This window comes from Actinomycetospora sp. 2LY8.5 (genome assembly GCF_057180585.1).
Genome location: NZ_JBXUHE010000032.1, coordinates 1 through 17,926, shown reverse-complemented (window position 1 = coordinate 17,926; position 17,926 = coordinate 1). Strand labels below are relative to the sequence as shown.

The 17,926-nt window shown below is 71.7% G+C and carries 18 protein-coding genes and 1 pseudogene; 11 read left to right on the top strand and 8 right to left on the bottom strand.

The window, feature by feature from the left end; all coding sequences use genetic code 11:
• Window positions 1-61: 61 nt before the first annotated feature.
• Window positions 62-934, bottom strand: a complete 873-nt coding sequence (locus tag AC2A1K_RS26390; protein ID WP_483899312.1) for an NmrA family NAD(P)-binding protein — start codon at window positions 932-934, stop codon at window positions 62-64.
• Window positions 935-1,058: 124 nt separating this feature from the next.
• Between AC2A1K_RS26390 and AC2A1K_RS26385 the strand changes: the two genes are divergently transcribed.
• Entirely contained in the window at window positions 1,059-2,036 is a 978-nt protein-coding gene (locus AC2A1K_RS26385; RefSeq protein WP_483899311.1) for an AraC family transcriptional regulator, read from the top strand.
• Between the two features lie 315 nt (window positions 2,037-2,351).
• Here AC2A1K_RS26385 and AC2A1K_RS26380 read toward each other — a convergent pair whose 3' ends face one another.
• Window positions 2,352-4,940 (bottom strand): DEAD/DEAH box helicase, encoded by a 2,589-nt coding sequence (locus tag AC2A1K_RS26380; RefSeq protein ID WP_483899310.1) that lies wholly within the window; start codon window positions 4,938-4,940, stop codon window positions 2,352-2,354.
• Between the two features lie 110 nt (window positions 4,941-5,050).
• On the opposite strand from AC2A1K_RS26380, the gene AC2A1K_RS26375 reads away from it, so the two are divergent.
• Window positions 5,051-5,689 (top strand): TetR family transcriptional regulator, encoded by a 639-nt coding sequence (locus tag AC2A1K_RS26375; protein ID WP_483899309.1) that lies wholly within the window; start codon window positions 5,051-5,053, stop codon window positions 5,687-5,689.
• A gap of 10 nt (window positions 5,690-5,699) precedes the next feature.
• Here AC2A1K_RS26375 and AC2A1K_RS26370 read toward each other — a convergent pair whose 3' ends face one another.
• Window positions 5,700-6,530 carry an alpha/beta fold hydrolase gene (locus tag AC2A1K_RS26370; RefSeq protein WP_483899308.1) on the bottom strand — a complete coding sequence of 277 codons (831 nt, stop codon included), beginning with the start codon at window positions 6,528-6,530 and terminating at the stop codon, window positions 5,700-5,702.
• A gap of 93 nt (window positions 6,531-6,623) precedes the next feature.
• Between AC2A1K_RS26370 and AC2A1K_RS26365 the strand changes: the two genes are divergently transcribed.
• Window positions 6,624-7,010, top strand: coding sequence for a hypothetical protein (locus AC2A1K_RS26365; RefSeq protein ID WP_483899307.1), 387 nt, complete (start codon window positions 6,624-6,626; stop codon window positions 7,008-7,010).
• Here the strand turns inward: AC2A1K_RS26365 and AC2A1K_RS26360 are convergent.
• Complete coding sequence (locus AC2A1K_RS26360) at window positions 6,989-7,219, bottom strand: hypothetical protein (protein WP_337699406.1); 231 nt, start codon at window positions 7,217-7,219, stop codon at window positions 6,989-6,991. The two genes, AC2A1K_RS26365 and AC2A1K_RS26360, sit on opposite strands and share 22 nt — an antisense overlap.
• Before the next feature lie 107 nt (window positions 7,220-7,326).
• Here AC2A1K_RS26360 and AC2A1K_RS26355 point away from each other — a divergent pair, with 107 nt between their 5' ends.
• The 6 genes and pseudogenes from AC2A1K_RS26355 to AC2A1K_RS26330 all read left to right on the top strand — a co-directional run bounded on the left by AC2A1K_RS26355 (window position 7,327) and on the right by AC2A1K_RS26330 (window position 11,701).
• Window positions 7,327-7,986, top strand: coding sequence for a class I SAM-dependent methyltransferase (locus AC2A1K_RS26355; RefSeq protein WP_483899306.1), 660 nt, complete (start codon window positions 7,327-7,329; stop codon window positions 7,984-7,986).
• A gap of 60 nt (window positions 7,987-8,046) precedes the next feature.
• Window positions 8,047-9,021: an NADPH:quinone oxidoreductase family protein gene (locus AC2A1K_RS26350; protein WP_483899305.1), complete on the top strand. Its 975-nt coding sequence runs from the start codon at window positions 8,047-8,049 to the stop codon at window positions 9,019-9,021.
• Complete coding sequence (locus AC2A1K_RS26345) at window positions 9,021-9,812, top strand: alpha/beta fold hydrolase (RefSeq protein ID WP_483899304.1); 792 nt, start codon at window positions 9,021-9,023, stop codon at window positions 9,810-9,812. Before AC2A1K_RS26350 ends, AC2A1K_RS26345 begins: the two co-directional genes overlap by 1 nt.
• A 7-nt stretch (window positions 9,813-9,819) precedes the next feature.
• Window positions 9,820-10,497 carry an AAA family ATPase gene (locus AC2A1K_RS26340; protein ID WP_483899303.1) on the top strand — a complete coding sequence of 226 codons (678 nt, stop codon included), beginning with the start codon at window positions 9,820-9,822 and terminating at the stop codon, window positions 10,495-10,497.
• A 99-nt stretch (window positions 10,498-10,596) separates the two neighbouring features.
• Window positions 10,597-10,794 (top strand): annotated as a pseudogene (locus AC2A1K_RS26335) (IS630 family transposase); the annotation flags it as partial.
• Window positions 10,795-10,972: 178 nt separating this feature from the next.
• Window positions 10,973-11,701, top strand: a complete 729-nt coding sequence (locus AC2A1K_RS26330) for an IS630 family transposase (protein WP_483899302.1) — start codon at window positions 10,973-10,975, stop codon at window positions 11,699-11,701.
• Window positions 11,702-11,708: 7 nt separating this feature from the next.
• Here the strand turns inward: AC2A1K_RS26330 and AC2A1K_RS26325 are convergent, their stop codons facing one another.
• The gene (locus AC2A1K_RS26325; RefSeq protein WP_483899301.1) at window positions 11,709-12,473 is read right to left on the bottom strand and encodes an IclR family transcriptional regulator domain-containing protein; all 765 of its coding nucleotides are present in this window, start codon (window positions 12,471-12,473) and stop codon (window positions 11,709-11,711) included.
• 1,192 nt (window positions 12,474-13,665) lie between these two features.
• On the opposite strand from AC2A1K_RS26325, the gene AC2A1K_RS26320 reads away from it, so the two are divergent.
• Entirely contained in the window at window positions 13,666-15,033 is a 1,368-nt protein-coding gene (locus tag AC2A1K_RS26320; RefSeq protein WP_483899300.1) for a hypothetical protein, read from the top strand.
• On the opposite strand, the gene AC2A1K_RS26315 is transcribed toward AC2A1K_RS26320, so the two are convergent.
• The 3 genes from AC2A1K_RS26315 to AC2A1K_RS26305 all read right to left on the bottom strand — a co-directional run bounded on the left by AC2A1K_RS26315 (window position 14,997) and on the right by AC2A1K_RS26305 (window position 17,337).
• Window positions 14,997-15,977, bottom strand: coding sequence for a hypothetical protein (locus AC2A1K_RS26315; RefSeq protein WP_483899299.1), 981 nt, complete (start codon window positions 15,975-15,977; stop codon window positions 14,997-14,999). The genes AC2A1K_RS26320 and AC2A1K_RS26315 overlap by 37 nt on opposite strands.
• A gap of 59 nt (window positions 15,978-16,036) precedes the next feature.
• The gene (locus AC2A1K_RS26310) at window positions 16,037-16,417 is read right to left on the bottom strand and encodes an SCO5389 family protein (RefSeq protein ID WP_483899298.1); all 381 of its coding nucleotides are present in this window, start codon (window positions 16,415-16,417) and stop codon (window positions 16,037-16,039) included.
• A gap of 86 nt (window positions 16,418-16,503) precedes the next feature.
• Complete coding sequence (locus AC2A1K_RS26305; RefSeq protein ID WP_483899297.1) at window positions 16,504-17,337, bottom strand: GntR family transcriptional regulator; 834 nt, start codon at window positions 17,335-17,337, stop codon at window positions 16,504-16,506.
• Window positions 17,338-17,400: 63 nt separating this feature from the next.
• Here AC2A1K_RS26305 and AC2A1K_RS26300 point away from each other — a divergent pair, with 63 nt between their 5' ends.
• Window positions 17,401-17,808, top strand: coding sequence for a hypothetical protein (locus AC2A1K_RS26300; RefSeq protein WP_483899296.1), 408 nt, complete (start codon window positions 17,401-17,403; stop codon window positions 17,806-17,808).
• The last annotated feature ends 118 nt before the right edge of the window (window positions 17,809-17,926 follow it).

The following is a 17,926-nucleotide window of genomic DNA, read 5'->3' as shown; positions in this document are numbered from 1 at the left end:
CGGGCTGGTCGTGGAGGTCCCGGGTGACCCGGCAGAGGGTCGTCACGGGGTCGCGTTCCCGTCAGGAGCGGGCCGTGCTCACCAGCGCGGCGGCCCACTGCTCGAGGGTCGTCGGGGTGGTGGTCGCCGGGGTGCGCCCGGCGTGGCTGCGCACGACGCCGCGGTTGAACGCCGCGTTCATCGCGAGGTGCTCCTCGGTGAGGTCGGCGGGCAGGCCGGCCTCGACCAGCACCGTGCGCATCACGTCGTCGGGCGCGCGCTCGTAGCGCAGCGGAGTGCCGAGCACCCCACCGAGCCGGGCGACGGCGCCGGGCATCGTCACGTCCTCGGCGCCGAGGACCTCGCGGATCCCGGACGCCGTCGGGTCGAGCAGCGCGGTGGCCGCGACGTCGCCGACGTCGGCGGTGGCCACCATCGGCAGCACGACGTCCGGGTCGACCGTGTCGTGGTGCACGCCCGTCGCCTGCATCGCGGCGAGCGAGGGCAGGAACGACTCGAAGAACAGCCCGGGGCGCACGAACGTCACCTGTGCGTCGAGCGCGCGGAGGCGCTGCTCCTGCTCGTACAGGGTCTCGAGGAAGCCGGTGCCGCGCTCGACGTCGGCGCCCAGCGAGCTCAGCGCGACCACCCGCGGGACGCGGGCGGCGGCGAGCGCCGTCGCGATCGCGCTGCCGACCTGCTCCTGCTGCGTCCGGTAGCCGCCCGCGGCCAGGTCGAGGGGCATGAGGACGTAGGCCGCGTCGGCGCCGCGCATCGCTCCGGTGAGGTCGGCGGGGTCGGTGATGTCGCCGACGACCGGCTCGGCGCCGCGCCCGACGGCGTCGGCGAGCCGGGCGGCGTCGCGCCCCACGGCCCGCACCGGCACCCCGGCCTCCCGCAGGCGGCGGACGACCCGGCCGCCGGTGTTCCCGCTCGCTCCCAGAACAGTGATCATGATGGCGTCTCCTCGGTGTGGCCCGATCTGCTGCGTCCGAGCCTGCTGCCGGGACGCCGGACGAGCCATCACCAGGACGCCGGGTTCCTTGCTCGATCGTCCATCGTGCTGGAGGATCGATGCCGTGACCGTCGTCCAGCCGCCCTGGACCCCGACCGACGCCGTCGGGGAGGCCCTGCACGTCCTGCGCATGAACGGGACGTTCTACTGCTCGTCCGACCTGCGGGCGCCCTGGGGTCTGAAGCTGCCGCGGACGCCCAGCTGCCTGTGGTTCCACGTCGTGACGTCGGGGTCCGCGACGATCCGGGTGGGCGACGACGAGGGGACGCTCTCGCCGTCGGACGTCGTGCTCCTGCCGCGCGGCGAGGGCCACGAGATGCGCTCGACCGACCCGGCGCCCCGCTCACCCGCGCCGAACGTGCTGACGCTGCCGCACACCTGGTACGGCGACCGCTACGCGACGATCACCTACGGCGGCGACGGGCCGACCACGACCATGGTCTGCGGCGCCGTCCGCCTCGAGCACCCGATGGCCGAGCGGCTCGTCGAGCTGATGCCCGACATCGTGCACGTGCCGGTCTCACCGCTCACCGCGCGTCTGCACGACACCCTGCGGTTGATCGCGCTCGAGGTGGAGGAGACCAGCCCGGGCGGCGAGGCCGTGATCACGCGCCTCGCCGACGTGCTCGTCGTGCAGATGCTGCGCGCGTGGCTGTCGCACGACCCGGCGGCACGCTCGGGCTGGCTGGGCGCGCTCGCCGACCCCGACATCGGCCGTGCGCTCGCCCTCGTCCACGCCGACCCGGCCCACGACTGGACCGTCGCCGGCCTCGCCCGCGAGCTCGCCCTGTCCCGCTCGACCTTCGCCGCCCGCTTCACCGCACTCGTCGGCGAGCCGGTCATGGCGTACGTGACGCGCTGGCGGATGCTCGTCGCCCACGACCGCCTGCGGGCGGGCGACACCACGGTCGCGGCCGTCGCCGCGGCCATGGGCTACCGCTCCGAGGCGGCCTTCAGCCGCGCGTTCCGCCGCGTCGTCGGGACCCCGCCGGGCTCCGTGCGCGCCCGCCCGCGTACGGACGAGATGCGGCTCGGTGCGTGAGGTGCGTGAGGTGCGGGAGACCGCGAACGGCCGGCCGGCCGGTCTCGCCGACATCGGCACGTGATCGCGTCGAGTCGGACACGGCTCCGTCGACGCGCGCCCGCGGCCTCGGCCGACCGCGATCATGGATGCGCCAGCCTCCGAGATCCGGATCCGTGGCGCGAATGTCTCGCTGAGCGGAGCGTTCGCTCCACAGATCCAGATCTTGCTTGCCCGGCGGTGTGCTCGGTGGCCCGTCGCCGCGTCCGGTAGGGCAATGCGAACTGGTACAGGCCCGTGAGCAGGAGCAGCGCGAGGGGGGTCGGCGCCGGCTGCTCAGGTCACCGACATCGGCCCGACGCCCGTCACGTGCACGACGGCGGCGCCCAGCTCGTCGGAGGCGTCGAGGTCGACGTCGGCGGTGATCGACCAGTCGTGGTCGCCCTCGGGGTCGTCGAGGACCTGGCGGACGTGCCAGGTCCGCCCGTCCACGGTGACGCGGTAGAACGCGGGGCCGCGCGCGTCGGGGCCCGCGCCGAGCTCGTCGTACTCGGCGAAGTAGCCCTCGACCGCCTCGGTCCAGAACGCCGCGTCCGGGCCGTGCTCGGCCAGCTCGGCCAGCTCGGCGGGGGAGCGGCGGGCGAAGAGCTCCACGCGGCGGAACATCTCGTTGCGCACGAGCACCCGGAACGCGCGCTCGTTGCGCGTGACCGGCGGCGGGCCCTGGTCGACCGGGCGGGCGTCGTCGCCGGCCGCGTCGAGCGCTGCATCAGACCCACCCGCCCCGGCGAGGTTCTCCCACTCGTCGAGCAGCGACGAGTCGGTCTGCCGGACGAGCTCGCCGAGCCAGGCGATGAGGTCGTCGAGGTCCTCGGTGCGCGACGCCTCGGGGACCGTCTGGCGCAGAGTGCGGAAGGCGTCGGTGAGATAGCGCAGGACGAGGCCCTCGGAGCGCGCGATCTTGTAGTACGAGACGTACTCGGTGAACGTCATCGCGCGCTCGTAGAGGTCGCGGACCACCGACTTCGGCGACAGCTCGTGGTCGGCGACCCAGGGGTGCCCGGAACGGTAGGACTCGTAGGCGCCCTCGAGGAGCTCGGCGAGCGGCTTCGGCCACGTGACGTCCTCGAGGAGCTCCATGCGCTCCTCGTACTCGATGCCCTCGGCCTTCATCGCCTGCACGGCCTCGCCGCGCGCCTGGTTCTCCTGGGCGCGCAGGATCTGCTTCGGGTCGTCGAGGGTCGACTCGACCACCGAGACCATGTCGAGCGCGTAGGTCGGCGACTCCTTGTCCAGCAGGTCGAAGGCCGCCAGCGCGAACGGCGAGAGCGGCTGGTTGAGCGCGAAGTCGACCTGGAGGTCGTCGACGAGGCGCACGTCGGGGCACCTCTGGTCCGGGTCGAGCTCCGCTTCGCCGCGTCTTCCCGCGGGCGGTCCGATCCGCTCGAGGACCTGTGCGTCGATGAGGCCCCGGTAGAGCGCGATCGCGCGCAGGATCAGGCGGCGCTGGACCGGGCGGTCGGCGTGGTTGTCCTCGAGCAGGTGGCGCATCGCGGCGAAGAAGGGCTGCTTTCGCTGCGCGACCTGCAGCAGCATGGCCGTCGACACCCGGAACTGGCTGGTCAACGCCTCGGGCTGCGCCTCGATGAGCCGCTCGAGGGTCTTCTCCGACCACGACACGAAGCCCTCGGGCGGCTTCACCCGCACCACGCGCCGCTGCTTCTTGACGTCGTCACCGGCCTTGGCGAGGCGCTTGGCGTTCTCGACCTCGTGCTCGGGGGCCTGGGCGACGACGTAGCCCGCGACGTCGTGCCCGGCGCGTCCGGCGCGACCGGCGACCTGGTGGAACTCGCGGGCGCGCAGGTGGCGCACGCGCTGGCCGTCGAACTTCGTCAGCGCGGTGAACAGCACCGTGCGGATGGGCACGTTGATGCCGACGCCGAGGGTGTCGGTGCCGCAGATGAGCTTGAGCAGCCCCGCCTGCGCGAGGGTCTCCACGAGGCGCCGGTACTTGGGCAGCATCCCGGCGTGGTGCACGCCGATGCCGTGACGCACCAGGCGCGAGAGCGTCCTGCCGAACCCGGCGGTGAAGCGGAACGAGCCGATGAGCTCGGCGATCTGCTCCTTCTCCGCCTTCGTCGAGACGTTGAGGCTCATCAGCGCCTGCGCCTGCTCGATGGCTGCGGCCTGCGTGGTGTGGACGATGTAGACCGGCGCCTGCTGCCCGGCGAGCAGCTCGGTGATCGTCTCGTGCAGAGGCGTCGTGGCGTAGCGGAACGACAGCGGCACCGGGCGCTCGGTGTGCGCGACCACGGCGGTCTCGCGGCCGGTGCGCCGGGTCAGGTCGCCCTGGAAGAAGGTGACGTCACCGAGGGTCGCCGACATCAGCAGGAACTGGGCCTGCGGCAGCTCGAGCAGCGGCACCTGCCACGCCCAGCCGCGCTCGCTGTCGGCGTAGTAGTGGAACTCGTCCATGACCACCTGGCCGACCTCGGCCCCGCTGAACCCCTCGATGGCCGGCCCCTCGCGCAGTGCCCAGTTGGCCAGGACCTCGGCGGTGCAACAGATCACCGGTGCTTCGGGATTCACGGCGGCGTCGCCGGTGAGCATCCCGACGTTGGCGTAGCCCAGCTGGGCGCCGAGGGCGAAGAACTTCTCCGAGACCAACGCCTTGATCGGCGCGGTGTAGACCGAGCGCTCGCCCCGCGACATCGCCGTGACGTGCGCGCCGAGCGCGACCAGCGACTTGCCCGAGCCCGTCGGCGTCGAGAGGATCACGTTCGACCCCGACACGAGCTCGATGAGCGCCTCGGACTGGGCGGGGTAGAGGTCGAGACCGCGCTCGGCGGCCCACTCGGCGAAACCCTCGTAGATCTCGTCGGGGTCCGCGCCGGAGGCGGGCAGGAGCGCGGTCGAGGTGGTCACGCCTCCATTGTCCGGGATCGCATCCCCTCCTCGAGGAGGCCCGCGGGTTACGATCCGTCACTGCGAGCGCCTGCCGTCGTTGGGCTGGTCGGTGGCAGGAAGGATGACGTGTGACCCAGGGTGACGAGGCGACGAGCACGACGCGCGCCCCGCTCGGCCGCCGGGCGGCGACCAAGGCACGGACCCGCGAGGCCTTGCTGGACGCCGCGCGCCGGGTCTTCGCCGAGCGCGGGTACGGGCCGGCGTCCGTGGAGGAGATCGCGCGCACCGCCGGCGTGTCCGTCGGGTCGGTGTACGTGCACTTCGCGAGCAAGGAAGCGCTGTTCACCGCCCTGCTCGAGGCCCAGACCTCGGCGGATGTCTCGGCGATGAGCGCGGTCGTCCACGACGACCCGGACGAGACCTTCGCGGCCCTCGATCGCCTGGTCGCCGACGTCGCCGACTCCCGCGAGGAGGCGCTGCTCGACGCCGAGATGTGGCTCTACGCCGTGCGCCACCCCGAGTTCGCCGACCGTCTCGCCGAGCACGAGGTCCGGATGGCCCGCTTCGCGAACGACCGGCTCTCGCACGACTGGGACACCATGGACCCCGCCGTGCGCTCCGCGGTGCGTGACGACGAGTTCGTCATCGCGGCCGCGGCGCTGTTCCACGGCCTCATCCGCCTGCGCCGCGTGCTGGGCGAGGACGCGGTGCCCACCGACCTCTACAGCCGGGTGCTGCGGCTGATCCTGCGCCTGCCGGCGTCCTAGCGACCAAGGATCACGAGGCGGGGAGCACCGCCCGCAGCGACGGCACGAAGGCGGCCGGGTCGTCGGCGAAGCCGATGTGGTCGCCGGGGAAGAGCGTCGGGTCGGTGCCCAGCGCGGCCGCCAGCGCCCGCGAGGTGCGGTCGCACAGCTGCCCGGCCGAGTCCTCGCCGATACCGACGACGATGCGCGGACCCCCGGCGCGCAGCACCGCGACGTCGGGCCGGAAGTGCGTCGTCGGGCGCAGGAGGTGCGCGTTCTGGTAGTCGCCGTCGGCCTTCGCCGCGGTGTCCGGCTCGGACGCGAACACCATCTGGAACACCTCCTCGGGCATCGCGATGTCCGCGTTCTCCAGGAACGCCCGCCACGAGCCGACGTGGTCGCCCGCGAACCAACGCTCGATCACCACGTCCTCGCCGGCATGGCGCTCCTCGCGGTCGGGCAGCAGCTCGACCAGCGGCGGCTCGTGGGCCACGACGGTGTCGAGGAGCCCGGGGTGCTCCTGCGCCACGGCGAGCGCGGTGACGGCCCCGCCGCTGGACCCGAACAGCGTCACCGGGCCGGCGGGGTCCATGTGCCGGATCAGCCGGGCGACGTCGTCGGCGCGGGTCGACAGCGTCGGGCTCGCGTCCGGGTCGTCCACCGGGCTGCGGCCGATGCCGCGGACGTCGGTGGTCAGCACGGTGTGGTCGACGGCGAGCAGGTCGGCGAGGCCGGCGAAGGCGTCGGCGCCCATCGGCGTCCCGAGCAGGACGACCAGCGGGCCGGTGCCGCGGACCTCGTGGTGAAGGCGGGCGCCGGGGACGGCGAGGGTGTCGATGACGGGCGAGGGGGTGGCGGTCACGGGAACCTCCGGGGTGGTCGGGGTGTCGTGGGTGTGACGGGTCCGAGGCCCGGGAGTCATCGGTCCCGCGAGAATTTCGGGTACGCCCGGCTCGTGTCCGAGAATTCGCGCGACCTGACCTGGATCCCCCGCCTGCTCGGCGTCGCCACCGCCGGTTACAGCGTGGCGATCATCGCCAACCCCTCGCTGTTCGCCCGGACCACCGGCCTCCAGGCCGACGGGGCACCGCTGCCCACCGCCACGGCGATCGGGGTGCGCGCGCTCGGCGGCCGCGACCTCGCGTCCGGGATCGCGATGGCCCTCGCTCCCGCCGGGAAGGCGCTCAGGACCGCGGTGGCCGTGCGCGTCGGCGCCGACGTCGCCGACCTCGCGGTGCTGGGGACCTCGCTGCCCGGGCAGCAGTACCGCGCGAAGGCGGCCGGCGTCGCGGCCGCGTGGGGCGCGCTGTGCGGGCTGAGCTACCTCGCCGCCGGCGACTGATCGACCGGTACCTCCGCAGGCCGCAGGTGGTAGACACCGGCGGCCGGGGTGAGCGGATGCAGGTCGTAGACGTGGACGACCTTGGGGCCGTCGTGGAGGTGGGTGTGGGTGACCACCGGGAGGGGTGCGCCGTGACGCGCCTCGCGCACCTCCACACGCCCGTCGAGCGGCCCGCCCACGTAGAGCAGGACCGCGTCCTCGTCGGTCATGGCGGCCTCCCCGGGAACGCTCGACGGCTGGCAGGTGGACGGATGATGCGTCGGATCCAGCGTAGGGATCAACACCGTCGGGCGCTGCGTCTCTTCGGAGGCAAACGGTGACGAACGGTGACGGCGGCGGTGACGGCGGCGGTGACGGCGGCGGTGACGGGGTGCGGGACTGGACCGCGCCCGGCACCGCGCCGCTGGTCCCGGAGATCACGCTCCTGCTCGCCGACGACATCCACCGCACCTGGTCGGCCCTCGACGAGGAGGCGCCGCCGTTCTGGGCGTTCGCGTGGGTCGGCGGGCAGGCCCTCGCCCGGCACGTCCTCGACCACCCCGACCTCGTGCGCGGGCGCCGCGTGCTCGACCTCGCGTCCGGGTCGGGGCTGGTCGCGATCGCCGCCGCCCGCGCCGGCGCCGCTGCGGTGATCGCCTCCGACACCGACGCCCGCTCCCGTACCGCGATCGGGCTCAACGCCGCGGGGAACGGCGTCGCGATCGCCGTGGTCGGCGACGTGGTGGAGGCCGAGGAGGCGCTCGACGTCGACGTCGTCCTCGCCGGCGACGTCTTCTACGAGCAGCCGATGGCCCGGCACATGGAACGGTTCTGCGACGAGGCGAGCGGCGCGGGCGTCGACGTCGTCGTCGGCGACCCCGGTCGCGAGTACCTGCCCCGGGGGCGGGTGACGGCCCTGGGCAGCTACGAGGTCACCGGCACCGGCGACCTCGAGGGCGGAGCGACCACCACGACCACGGTCTACCGCTTCACCTGATCCGGGACCTCCTGTACAACCGTCACGACTGACGGTCCGGGGAAAGATCAGGGAGGCGCGGTGCGCGCGGTGCAGGTCGTCCGGCTCGACGGGCCGGAGGCGGTCGAGGTCAACGAGGTCGAGGAGCCGAAGGCCGGGGCCGACCAGGTGCTGATCGACGTCGAGGCGGCGGGCGTCGTCTTCCCCGATCTCCTGCTCACCCGCGGCCAGTACCAGATGCGGCCCGAGCTGCCGTTCCTGCTGGGCAGCGAGGTCGCGGGCACCGTGCGCGAGGCCCCCGACGGCTCGGGCTTCTCGCCGGGCGACCGGGTGGCCGCGCTGCCGGTGCTCGGTGGCTTCGCGACCACGGTCGCGTCGTCGACCGAGACCGTGTTCCCGCTGCCGGACGGGGTGTCGTCCGACGTCGGGGCCTGCCTGCCGATGAACTACCTGACCGCGCACTTCGTGCTCGAGACCCGCGCGCACCTCGCGGCGGGGGAGACGGTGCTCGTGCACGGCGCCGCCGGCGGCGTCGGTGTGGCCTGCATCCAGTTCGCGAAGGCTCGCGGGGCGACGGTGATCGCGGTCGTGTCGTCGGAGGCCAAGGGCGCGGTGGCCGCGGCGGCGGGCGCCGACCACTGGGTGCTCGTCGACGGCTTCAAGGACGCCGCCAAGGAGCTGACCGGCGGGCAGGGCGTCGACGTCGTCGTCGACCCGGTCGGCGGCGACCGATTCACCGACTCGCTGCGCAGCCTCGGCGAGGACGGCCGGCTCGCGGTCGTCGGCTTCACCGCCGGCGAGATCCCCACCGTGAAGGTCAACCGGCTGCTGCTCAACAACATCTCGGTCGTCGGCGCGGGCTGGGGCGCCTACGCGACCAGGCGCCCGGGCTTCATGCACCGCCAGTGGGACGCGCTCCGCGCCGACATCGCGAGCGGGAAGCTCGCCCCGCCGATCAGCGCCACCTACCCGCTCTCGCAGGCCGCGGCGGCGGTCGCCGAGCTCGCGGAGCGGCGCGTCACGGGCAAGGTCGTCATCCATCCCGGGGAGCAGTAGTGGACCTCGCGCACACCCGCACCGGGAGTGGCGAGCCCGTGCTGCTCCTGCACGGGATCACCCACCGCCGCCAGGGCTGGGACCTCGTCGCGCCGCTGATCGCCCAGGAGCGCGAGGTCTGGGCGCTCGACCTCCCGGACCACGGCGAGTCGCCGGACCTCCCGTCCGAGTACACCGGCGACATCGCGCCCGTCGCCGACGCCGTGGAGGCGTTCTGCCGGGCGCGGGGACTCGACCGTCCGCACGTCGTCGGCAACTCGCTCGGCGGCCTCGTCGCCCTCGAGCTCGCGGCGCGGGGGACGGTGCGCTCGGCGACGGCGCTCTCGCCCGCCGGGTTCTGGTCGACGGCCGAGCGGATCTACGTCCGCGGGGTCCTCGGCGGGGCGCACGCGCTGCTCGCCCTGATCCCGTCGCAGCGGCTGCGGCGCATGCTCGCGACGCCGATCCTGCGCACGGTCCTGCTCGGCGTGCTGCTGGCGCACCCGTCGCGGGTCGATCCCGAGCAGATCATCGGCGACCTGCACGGCCTGGGCCACCCGCGCTCGTCGTTCCGGAAGATGCTGACCCGCCTCGACACGTGGACGGTGCCGCAGCCCGCCAGCGTGCCGACCACCGTCGGCTGGGGGGCCCGCGACTTCCTGCTGCCCCGCTGGCAGTCGAAGCGACTGCGCCGCGCCCTGCCCGGCGCGGCGGTCTACGTCCTGCCCGGCTGCGGGCACGTCCCGATGGGCGACGATCCCCACCTCGTCGCCGACCTCGTCCTCGCGGCGACGCGCCCGCGGCCCGTCTGATCGCGACGTGCCGACGCTCTACCTGACCCGCGGGCTCCCGGCCTCGGGCAAGTCGACGTGGGCGCGGGCACTCGTGGCGTCGCGGCGGCCCGGCTCGATCCTGCGGATCAACCGCGACGACCTGCGCCGCAGCATGGTCGACGCCGCCTACTCGACGCCTCTCGACGCCGTGGAGCGGCGGATCTCCGACGTGGAGGGGCGCATCGCCCGCGGTGCGCTGCGCGACGGGGTCGACATCGTCGTCGACGCCACGAACCTGCGCGCCGGGCCGGCGCGGCGCTGGCTCGCGCTGGCCGAGGAGTGCGGGGCGGAGTGGCACGTCGAGGACGTGGTCTCCGATCTCGAGGAGTGCGTCCGCCGCGACGCCGCCCGCCCGGCGGTCGAGCGCGTGGGGGAGGAGCGGTTGCGCGACCTCGCCGCCCGGTTCCTCGACCCGGCGACGGGACGACCGCCGCCGCTCCTCCCGCCGCTCGTCCCACCGGCGGACTCATGTCCGTGCCAGCATGGGTCCGTGGCCCACGAGAACGAGTGGTACTACTGCCTCAAGCACCATCGGGTGGAGCCGTGGGACGGCTGCCGCGCCGCGGACCGGCTCGGCCCGTATCCCGACAAGGAGACCGCCGAGCACGCGCTGGAGATCGCGAAGCAGCGCACCGAGGCGGCGGACAGGTACGACGAGAGCTAGCCGAGGGGAAGCTAGTGCTGCGTCAGGAAACGTTGAGGCCGTAACCGAGACTTGATCAGGATCTTGAGGGGTTGGAGGCTGTTGCCCGGGAGGTGGGCGATGGCACGGCCTGCAGAGGTGTTCGCTCGGGAGCTGTCCGAGGCGGAGGCGGAGCGCCTGGTCAAGATCACCCGCACGGCGAAGGACCGGGTGCGGTTGCGGCGGGCGGGGATCGTGCTGGCCTCGACCCAGGGGCGTAGCGCCACCGACGCGGCGGCGATGTTCGCCGCGACCGCGGCGTACGCGCGGGAGGTGATCCACGCGTTCAACGACCAGGGGTTCGCAGCCTTGGACCCAAAATGGAGCGGGGGCCGGCCTCGTAGGTTCGGCCCCCGGTCCCGCGAGACGATCGCCCAGCTCGCCAAGACCGCCCCGGCCCAGCTCGGGCTGCCCTTTCACCACCTGGAGCCTGACCAAGCTCGTCGAGCATCTCGCCGTGGCCCACCGGATCGCGGTGAGTACCGAGACCGTGCGCCAGGTGCTGCGTGCCGCGGGGATCAGCTGGCAGGCCACCAAGACCTGGAAGGGCAGCCGGGACCCCGAGTTCACCGTCAAGAAGGACCGGATCCTCGAGCTCTACGACCAGTCCACGGCCGGGACCGTCCCCCACGGGGGGCGGGTGGTGTGCGTCGACGAATTCGGGCCGTTGAACCTGCAGCCCCGCCCCGGCCACGGTTGGTTCCCCCGCCGGCGGGCAGCGCGGCTGCGCGCGACCTACACCCGCACCGGCGGGGTGCGGCACATGTACGCCGCGCTCGACCTCGCCAGCGGGCAGCTGTTCTACCGGTTCCGCGACCGCAAACGCAGCCAGGAGTTCCTCGGGTTCCTGCGCCAGCTCCGGACTCGGTTCCCGACCGGGCGGCTGTTCGTGGTGTGCGACAACTTCTCCCCGCACCGCCACCACCGGGTCACGGCCTGGTGCGCCGCCCACGACGTCGAGCTGGTCTTCACCCCGACCCACGCCTCCTGGCTGAACTGGATCGAAGCCGAGTTCACCGCGCTGCGCTACTTCACCCTCGACGGCAGCGACTACCCCTCCCACGCCGCCCAGGAGCAAGCGATCGCGGGCTACGTGCGCTGGCACAACCGCCACGCCACCCCGAAACGCCGCTTCGCCGCCAACTCCAAGATCCGCAGACCCGATTACCTACCCAACGTTGCCTGACGCGGCACTAGCGGTACCAGCGCCGGTGGGCGGCACGCGCGACGTCGGTGACGTCGGCGACGAGCCGGTCGCGCTCCGCGCGGAAGCGTGCGGCGGGCAGGGAGATCGCGATCGCGGCGCTCACCCGGCCGCCGGGGTCGGCGATCGGGGCGCAGACGCAGCCGAAGCCGACCGCGTATCCCTCCTCGTCGAGCGCGTAGCCGTCGCGGCGCACCCCGGTCAGCTCGGCGTCGAACGCCGCCCTCGTGTCCGGCGCCCATCCGCGGGTGTCGAGCCGCGCGCGGCGGTCCGGCGCGAACGCCACGAGCACCTTGCTCACCGCCAGCGCGTGCGCCATCGACGGCGGGATGCGCGCGGGCAGCTCGGGAACGAGCCCGAGGCCCTGGTGGCCGCGCAGGTCGACGACGTCGAGGTGGTCGTCGTCCGCCCACTCGACGAGGTAGGTCCACGCGCGGGTGCGGCGGTAGAGCTCACTCACCGCGTCCGAGAGCACCTCCGGGAGCTCGCGCCGCGGCGCCGGCTGGTCGGGTCCGCCCCACGTCGGGCGGGGACGCAGGCGGTAGGCGCCGGTGTTGGTGCGCTCGGCGTGCCCGGTGCGCAGCAGCCCTGCCAGGACGGGTACGACGCCCGTGCTCGTGCGGCCGAGGTGGCCGCTCAGGGTCGCGAGGTCGACGCCCTCCGGGTGGGCAGCGAGCACGCGCAGTGCCCGCAGTGTGCCCGGGGCGAGGGTATCCTGTTCGCCCGTTCGGGGCCGCGGAAGCTCGATCGTCACGACACGTGATCGTAAGGATCGCGGTGTGCGCGGGGAACGGCTGCACCCTGAGGAAAGGGTGAAAGTCCGCACCGGACGTCAGTCGGCTGGCAGCGCCACGCCGCACCCCCCGGCACCGGGTCGGTGGGTCCTCGTCGGCGAGGCGCCCGCACTCCGGGCAGACACGGTGCATCCAGCAGGCGGGGTCGCCGCCCTCCTCGCCAGGCTCCACCGGGTCAGCGTGCGCCGGTGCGCCGGGCAGCGCTGGGCGAACGGGTCGTCGGACGCGAGGAGCCATGTGCCGTCGAACGCCGGCGAACTGAAGCGACTCCGAAACGACGAAAGCCCTGGCCGCGGCCCTCACGAGGGTTCCGACCAGGGCTTTCGTGCTGGGCGATACTGGGATTGAACCAGTGACCCCTACCGTGTCAACGGGGACGAGCGGTGCCACCGGGTCCTCGTTGGTGCGGTCGAGGTGCTGCCCGACGTGCCGTTCTCTGGTCTCCCGGACCGTGGCGGACGACCTCGAACGAGCGGCCTCGCTGCCTGCTCGCTGCCTCGTGCTGTCCGCGTCGACCGACGCACGGGCCGGCTCCGGGGACTCTCCCTCGGCGGCGCAGGGTCGCCTCGGACGGGCCGGTCGTGCGGTCGCAAGGGCTCCCCGTTCAGCATCGCCGCCGGCTTCCTCGTCGAGTCGTGCCCTTGCGACCGTGCGGCCGGGCTGTCAGACCCGTGAAGCGCCGACGTGGGTGAGGCCCCGTCCCGACCACCGCCCCACCGCCACCGTCGCCCAGCTCATCGGCTCGGACTGCTCCCTTGGTGGTGCCCGGGTCCAGGGCGGAGCGCCTGGCTGCCGGAGGCCGGACGCGTCTCGCACCGTCGTCCTGGTCGGCGTCGTCGCTGCCGCTGCCGTCGTGCCAGGCCCCGGGGCCGGGCGCGCGCCCCGGGTCGAAGACAGGAGGGGAAGCGTGCCCGGCCCGCAGGGGCCGGGCACGGCCGGCGCGCCAGCGCCGGCCCTGACCGTGGGCGGTGTGCGATGAGCGCTCTCGGTAAAGGGCGAACAGGTTTTCCGTCAGGACCTCAGGGCGATCAATCCAAGGTCCGGACCGTCGCCGAGGACGAGGCGGTCCGGCAGGAAGGGCGTGCGTCGCGGTGGAGGCGCCGCTCCCAGATTCAGAAGCTCAGCTCGATCGGCCGGCTACGCCGCTGCGGCATGGAGCGCGACCCGGACGCCGGCACGGTGCTCGTGGTGAGCGACCGTCCGGAAGGTCGTCGCGCCGGTATCGAGGGCCTGGTCACCTGCGGATCGGTGTGGGCGTGCCCTGTGTGCGCGGCGAAGGTCGCGGCCAAGCGAGCCGAGGAGCTGGCCCAGGTTCTCGATGCCGTTCACGCGGCGGGTGGTTCGGCGTTCATGCTCACCCTGACGATCAAGCACAGCGCCCGGGATCGGCTCGGCCTCTCGCGGGAGGAGCGGGAACGTCGCTACGTGCTCGACCGGCGCCGGAAGTGGCGTAACCGCCTCGACAAGATCGACCAGCGCCGAATGTCTCGGGAGACCGCCGAGCAGAAGGGCTGGGACGTCGACGAGCATCAGGCCGACGCCGACGACATCACCGAGGCCAGCATCCGTAAGGAGATCGGCGAGAAGGACGAGGCGTTCATCGCGGTCGGCGCGGAGGCGCGCAAGCAGCGCGACAGTGACATCCGCGAACTCGACGAGCTGAACGCCCGCCAGGGCTGCTGGGACGCTGTCGCCGACTGCTGGCACGCCGCGACCAGCGGACGGGCCTGGGACGACGGCCAGGACGACGCCGGACTGCTTGGCTGGGCACGGGTCACCGAGGTGACCGACGGCGGTACTCCCGCGATCCTGGCTGGACTTCCGGCTGGGCACGGCTACTCCGGCAACGGATGGCACGTCCACGTCCACGCGTTGCTGTGCTTCGACTCGGATGTGTCCGAAGAGTTCGTGGCCGCGAAGCTCGGCGTCGCCATGCACGGCCGCTGGGCCTCCAAGGCCCGAGCGCTCGGCTTCGATTCCTCGACCGAACACGGCTGGGACCTGCGCAAGACTCGACGCGGCGACGCCGAGAACATCCACTCCTACTTCGTGAAGCAGGCTCACGAGGTCACCGGTGCGCACCGCAAGGAGGGCCGGCGCAAGGGCGGCCGGACCCCGATGCAACTCCTGGCCGATGCCGTCGACACCCACCGAGTGGAGGACGTCGCCCGCTGGTGGGAGTGGGAATCGGTCGCGGAGGGTCGCCGTCAACTCACCTGGTCGGTCGGGCGCCGCTCCCTGCGCGCGTTCGCCGGCCTCGACGCCGAGCAGACTGACGAGGAGGTCGCCGACGAGACTCTTGACGGCGAACAGCGCCTTGGACTGCCCGAGGAGACCGCACGTTCGCTGCGCGCCAACAACCAGTACCCCGGCCTGCTCGACGCCGCCGAGACCGGCGGACTCGACGGCGCTCGTCGATGGCTAGCAGGCCATTCTCTCGACTGGAACGATGATCCCGCACCACGCGAGAAGGACGCCGGCGGTCACGGATCGTCCGTTCCGGACTCCAGCCTCGTATAGCTGCGACTGCGTTGCGCCATCGGCACGTCGTTGACTCGGAGGCCATCGAGACCGAGACCGACCACTCGACCATGCTCGTTCAGCGTGTATAGATGGATTGATCCACCCCACGTGAGCGTATCTTGGACTGTGCCGTCAACATTTGCCGCTACAACAGTGATCGACCAGTGCCAAGGATTCTCGGGCGGATACGGCCGATCGAACCCCTCTTTCGCATATCTACGCAGACCGTCATTCGAGAGTGGGATGACAAAGTCTCGAATTAGTGGACCGTCGAATGCCGAATTCGGAGCGAGGGTCTGATGATAGCGATAGTCCACGCTCCAACCGGCGGTTGGAAGCATGAGCGCAACTGGCTCCGACCCCCAGTTCTTGATCTCGAAGTGCGTCCGGACAATCAGAGCCCCATCCGAGACCTCCAGCTCTGATATTTCGGGAATCCTGGCTGTGCCCTCGTTACTTCCGCGGGGCCGAAAGTAGAGCGCATCCTCCGTTCTCCTTAACGTCACCCGAGGTGCCATCGCATCGAGTCTAGCGCGGATGCTCTCCCGGTTTCCCTCTAGAGCAACTCGACGGGCCTCCGCAGCTTCGGTCCTTGCCTCTCGAGCCTGTTCTTGGGCGGAAGTGAGTTGATCTCGTGCAATTCGAAGTTGCTCCGACGCCTCGTCTCGCTCCGCTTTGGAGTTCCGAAGAATTGTGCCGAGCTGTGACTGAGTAGTGAGAAGAACGAAAAACGTCAAGACGATGTTGACGGCGGTGGCGCTCGACGCGATGACTGCAGTCGTGAAGCTGGCGGGGTCCTCGGGGCCCGTGTAGCGGTACGCAATGAAGACGCTGGTTCCGACTCCCACGACCAAGATGGCTGCCGGGATGCCGATAAGCAGGGAGAGCGACGTGGGAACGCGCACCGTCGGAGCACGCTCGTCGGTAACGATGTTGCTCACGGCAGCACGTTAACGCTTGGCAGTCGACGAACAGCGGAAGACGCGCGGAAGGATGGCAACTAGCAGTTCACGAGCTCGGGTTTCTGGTTGAGGAGCTGGGCTCGGTTCGATACGAACTCGGCGTGCTGCTCCTCGGCGCCTGGCTTGAAGACTCCGACCTTGCAACAGTTCTGGAAGGCGAGCTTGATGCCGTAGTGGCGCTGGACGGCGCCGCGCATGGCGTCGCTGCCGAGGAGGCGCAGCAGCTCGCCGCGCTCCTTCTCGGTGGGAGGCTCCTCTTCCAGCTCGGCGGTCAGCTCCTCGCCCAGGTCGCCGACGACTCGGCTCACGATCGACCAGGCGTAGGGGAGGGACGTGCGGACGCACTCGACCATCTCGGCGTCGGAGACCTCGCCGGCCTCGGCCTTGGCCTGCAGTTCGGGGGAAACGGTGAGCGACATGGCATCGATCGTGCGCCCCGGTTCCGACGAGATCAAGAGTGTCACACCGTCGGGCTAACTATTGTCGAGTGCGCATCCAACAATTGCTATTCAGCGGGTGCGACGGTGGTGACGTTCCGCAGCTTGTAGTGACTGGAATCAAGCAGAATGTCAGCCGTTTCGAGGATTGTGCGCTCGTCGTCGCGCTCGCAGACGGTGTACCGGGTCATGACGATGACCGGCGTTCCCGGCTTCATCTGTAGCTCCTCCAGCTCGGACGGCCGGGGCATGCGGGACGTCAGCTCCTCGATGACGGCGGTCGGGCGGAGGTTGATCGCGGAGAAGCGCTCGACGAGGCCGGCTCCCATGAAGGGGCCCCACTCGGGGTTCTCGATGGGGGTGCCGCCGGTGATGGCACGCGGCTCGTAGGACCGCGTGATCATCATCGGGTCGTCGTTGCCGTACGACACGTAGTCGGTGTGCACGACGTCTGATGCCGTGGGGATGTCGAGCCGACGTGCGATGTCCTCGGAGGCCGGCTCCACCTCGGTGTGGTGGCTGTACCGCGGGATGCGGTCGGCGGCCAGGGCTTCGTCGGCGAAGGGGAGGCCCGGGTTCGAGCGGTAGTGCTTGGACGCGTCGCGCACGAGTGGCTGGTAGCGCCGGACGAACGCACCGCCGCCCTGCACGCGGTCGATGAGACCTTCGGCTTCCAGAATGTCGAGCGCGCGGCGGACCACGATCCGTGACACGTCGAAGCGCTCGCAGAGCACGTCCTGGCTCGGTAGCCGGTCACCCCAGCCGAGCGCCCCGCTGACGATCTGCTCGCGCAACGTCCCGGCGACCTCCTCGTACTTGTGCTGCTCAGCCATCGCGTCGATCTCTCTCCTCGTGCTCTGCCAGGCGCCGGGCGGCGACCTTAGCGGAACTTGGTATGGCAAACCTGGTATGCCAAGTGATAGACTTGGCATGCCAAGTTGAGCAGCCGGAGAGGAACCGCAGTCATGGCTGAGGCAGTGTTCGAGTACGGAAGCAAGGTGGAGCTGGACGTCGCACCGGTCGCGACAGGGCACGTCGCCACGAAGATGGCGTGGGAGGACGCGCCCAACGGCAAGCGCCGGCCGGGCAACACCCCGGAGCTGGACGAGTACGGCCGTCCGCAGCACATCCTGGACGCCCTCCTCCCGCTGGGCCGAGATGGTCAGCTGCTGGTGTTCGGCGTGACGGTCACCTCGCACGAGGTCCCCGCTCCGAGCCCGCTGCAGCCCGTCGAGTTCGACGACCTGCGTGTGAAGGTGCGCCAGCACAAGAGCGGTCGAGGCGTCGAGGTCTCCTTCACCGCCAACGCGGCCCGACCGGTCGGGGGCGCGGCGCCGAAGCCGGCCAAGCGTGAGGGCGAGGCCGCTGCCTAATGCTTCTGTCAAGCGGCTTGGACCGGCCGATGGTCGAGACGGTAAGGCTGGCGGGTGCGCAACATGGCGTGCAGGACGTTGACCCGCCGGCGAGCGAGCGCAATCACGGCTTGTTGAT

Excerpts from the sequence above, each read along its gene's own strand:
- AC2A1K_RS26390 (WP_483899312.1), bottom strand. The coding sequence starts at position 934 with ATGATCACTGTTCTGGGAGCGAGCGGGAACACCGGCGGCCGGGTCGTC.
- AC2A1K_RS26360 (WP_337699406.1), bottom strand. The coding sequence starts at position 7,219 with ATGACCGACGAGGACGCGGTCCTGCTCTACGTGGGCGGGCCGCTCGAC.
- AC2A1K_RS26320 (WP_483899300.1), top strand. The coding sequence starts at position 13,666 with ATGGAGCGCGACCCGGACGCCGGCACGGTGCTCGTGGTGAGCGACCGT.
- AC2A1K_RS26310 (WP_483899298.1), bottom strand. The coding sequence starts at position 16,417 with ATGTCGCTCACCGTTTCCCCCGAACTGCAGGCCAAGGCCGAGGCCGGC.
- AC2A1K_RS26300 (WP_483899296.1), top strand. The coding sequence starts at position 17,401 with ATGGCTGAGGCAGTGTTCGAGTACGGAAGCAAGGTGGAGCTGGACGTC.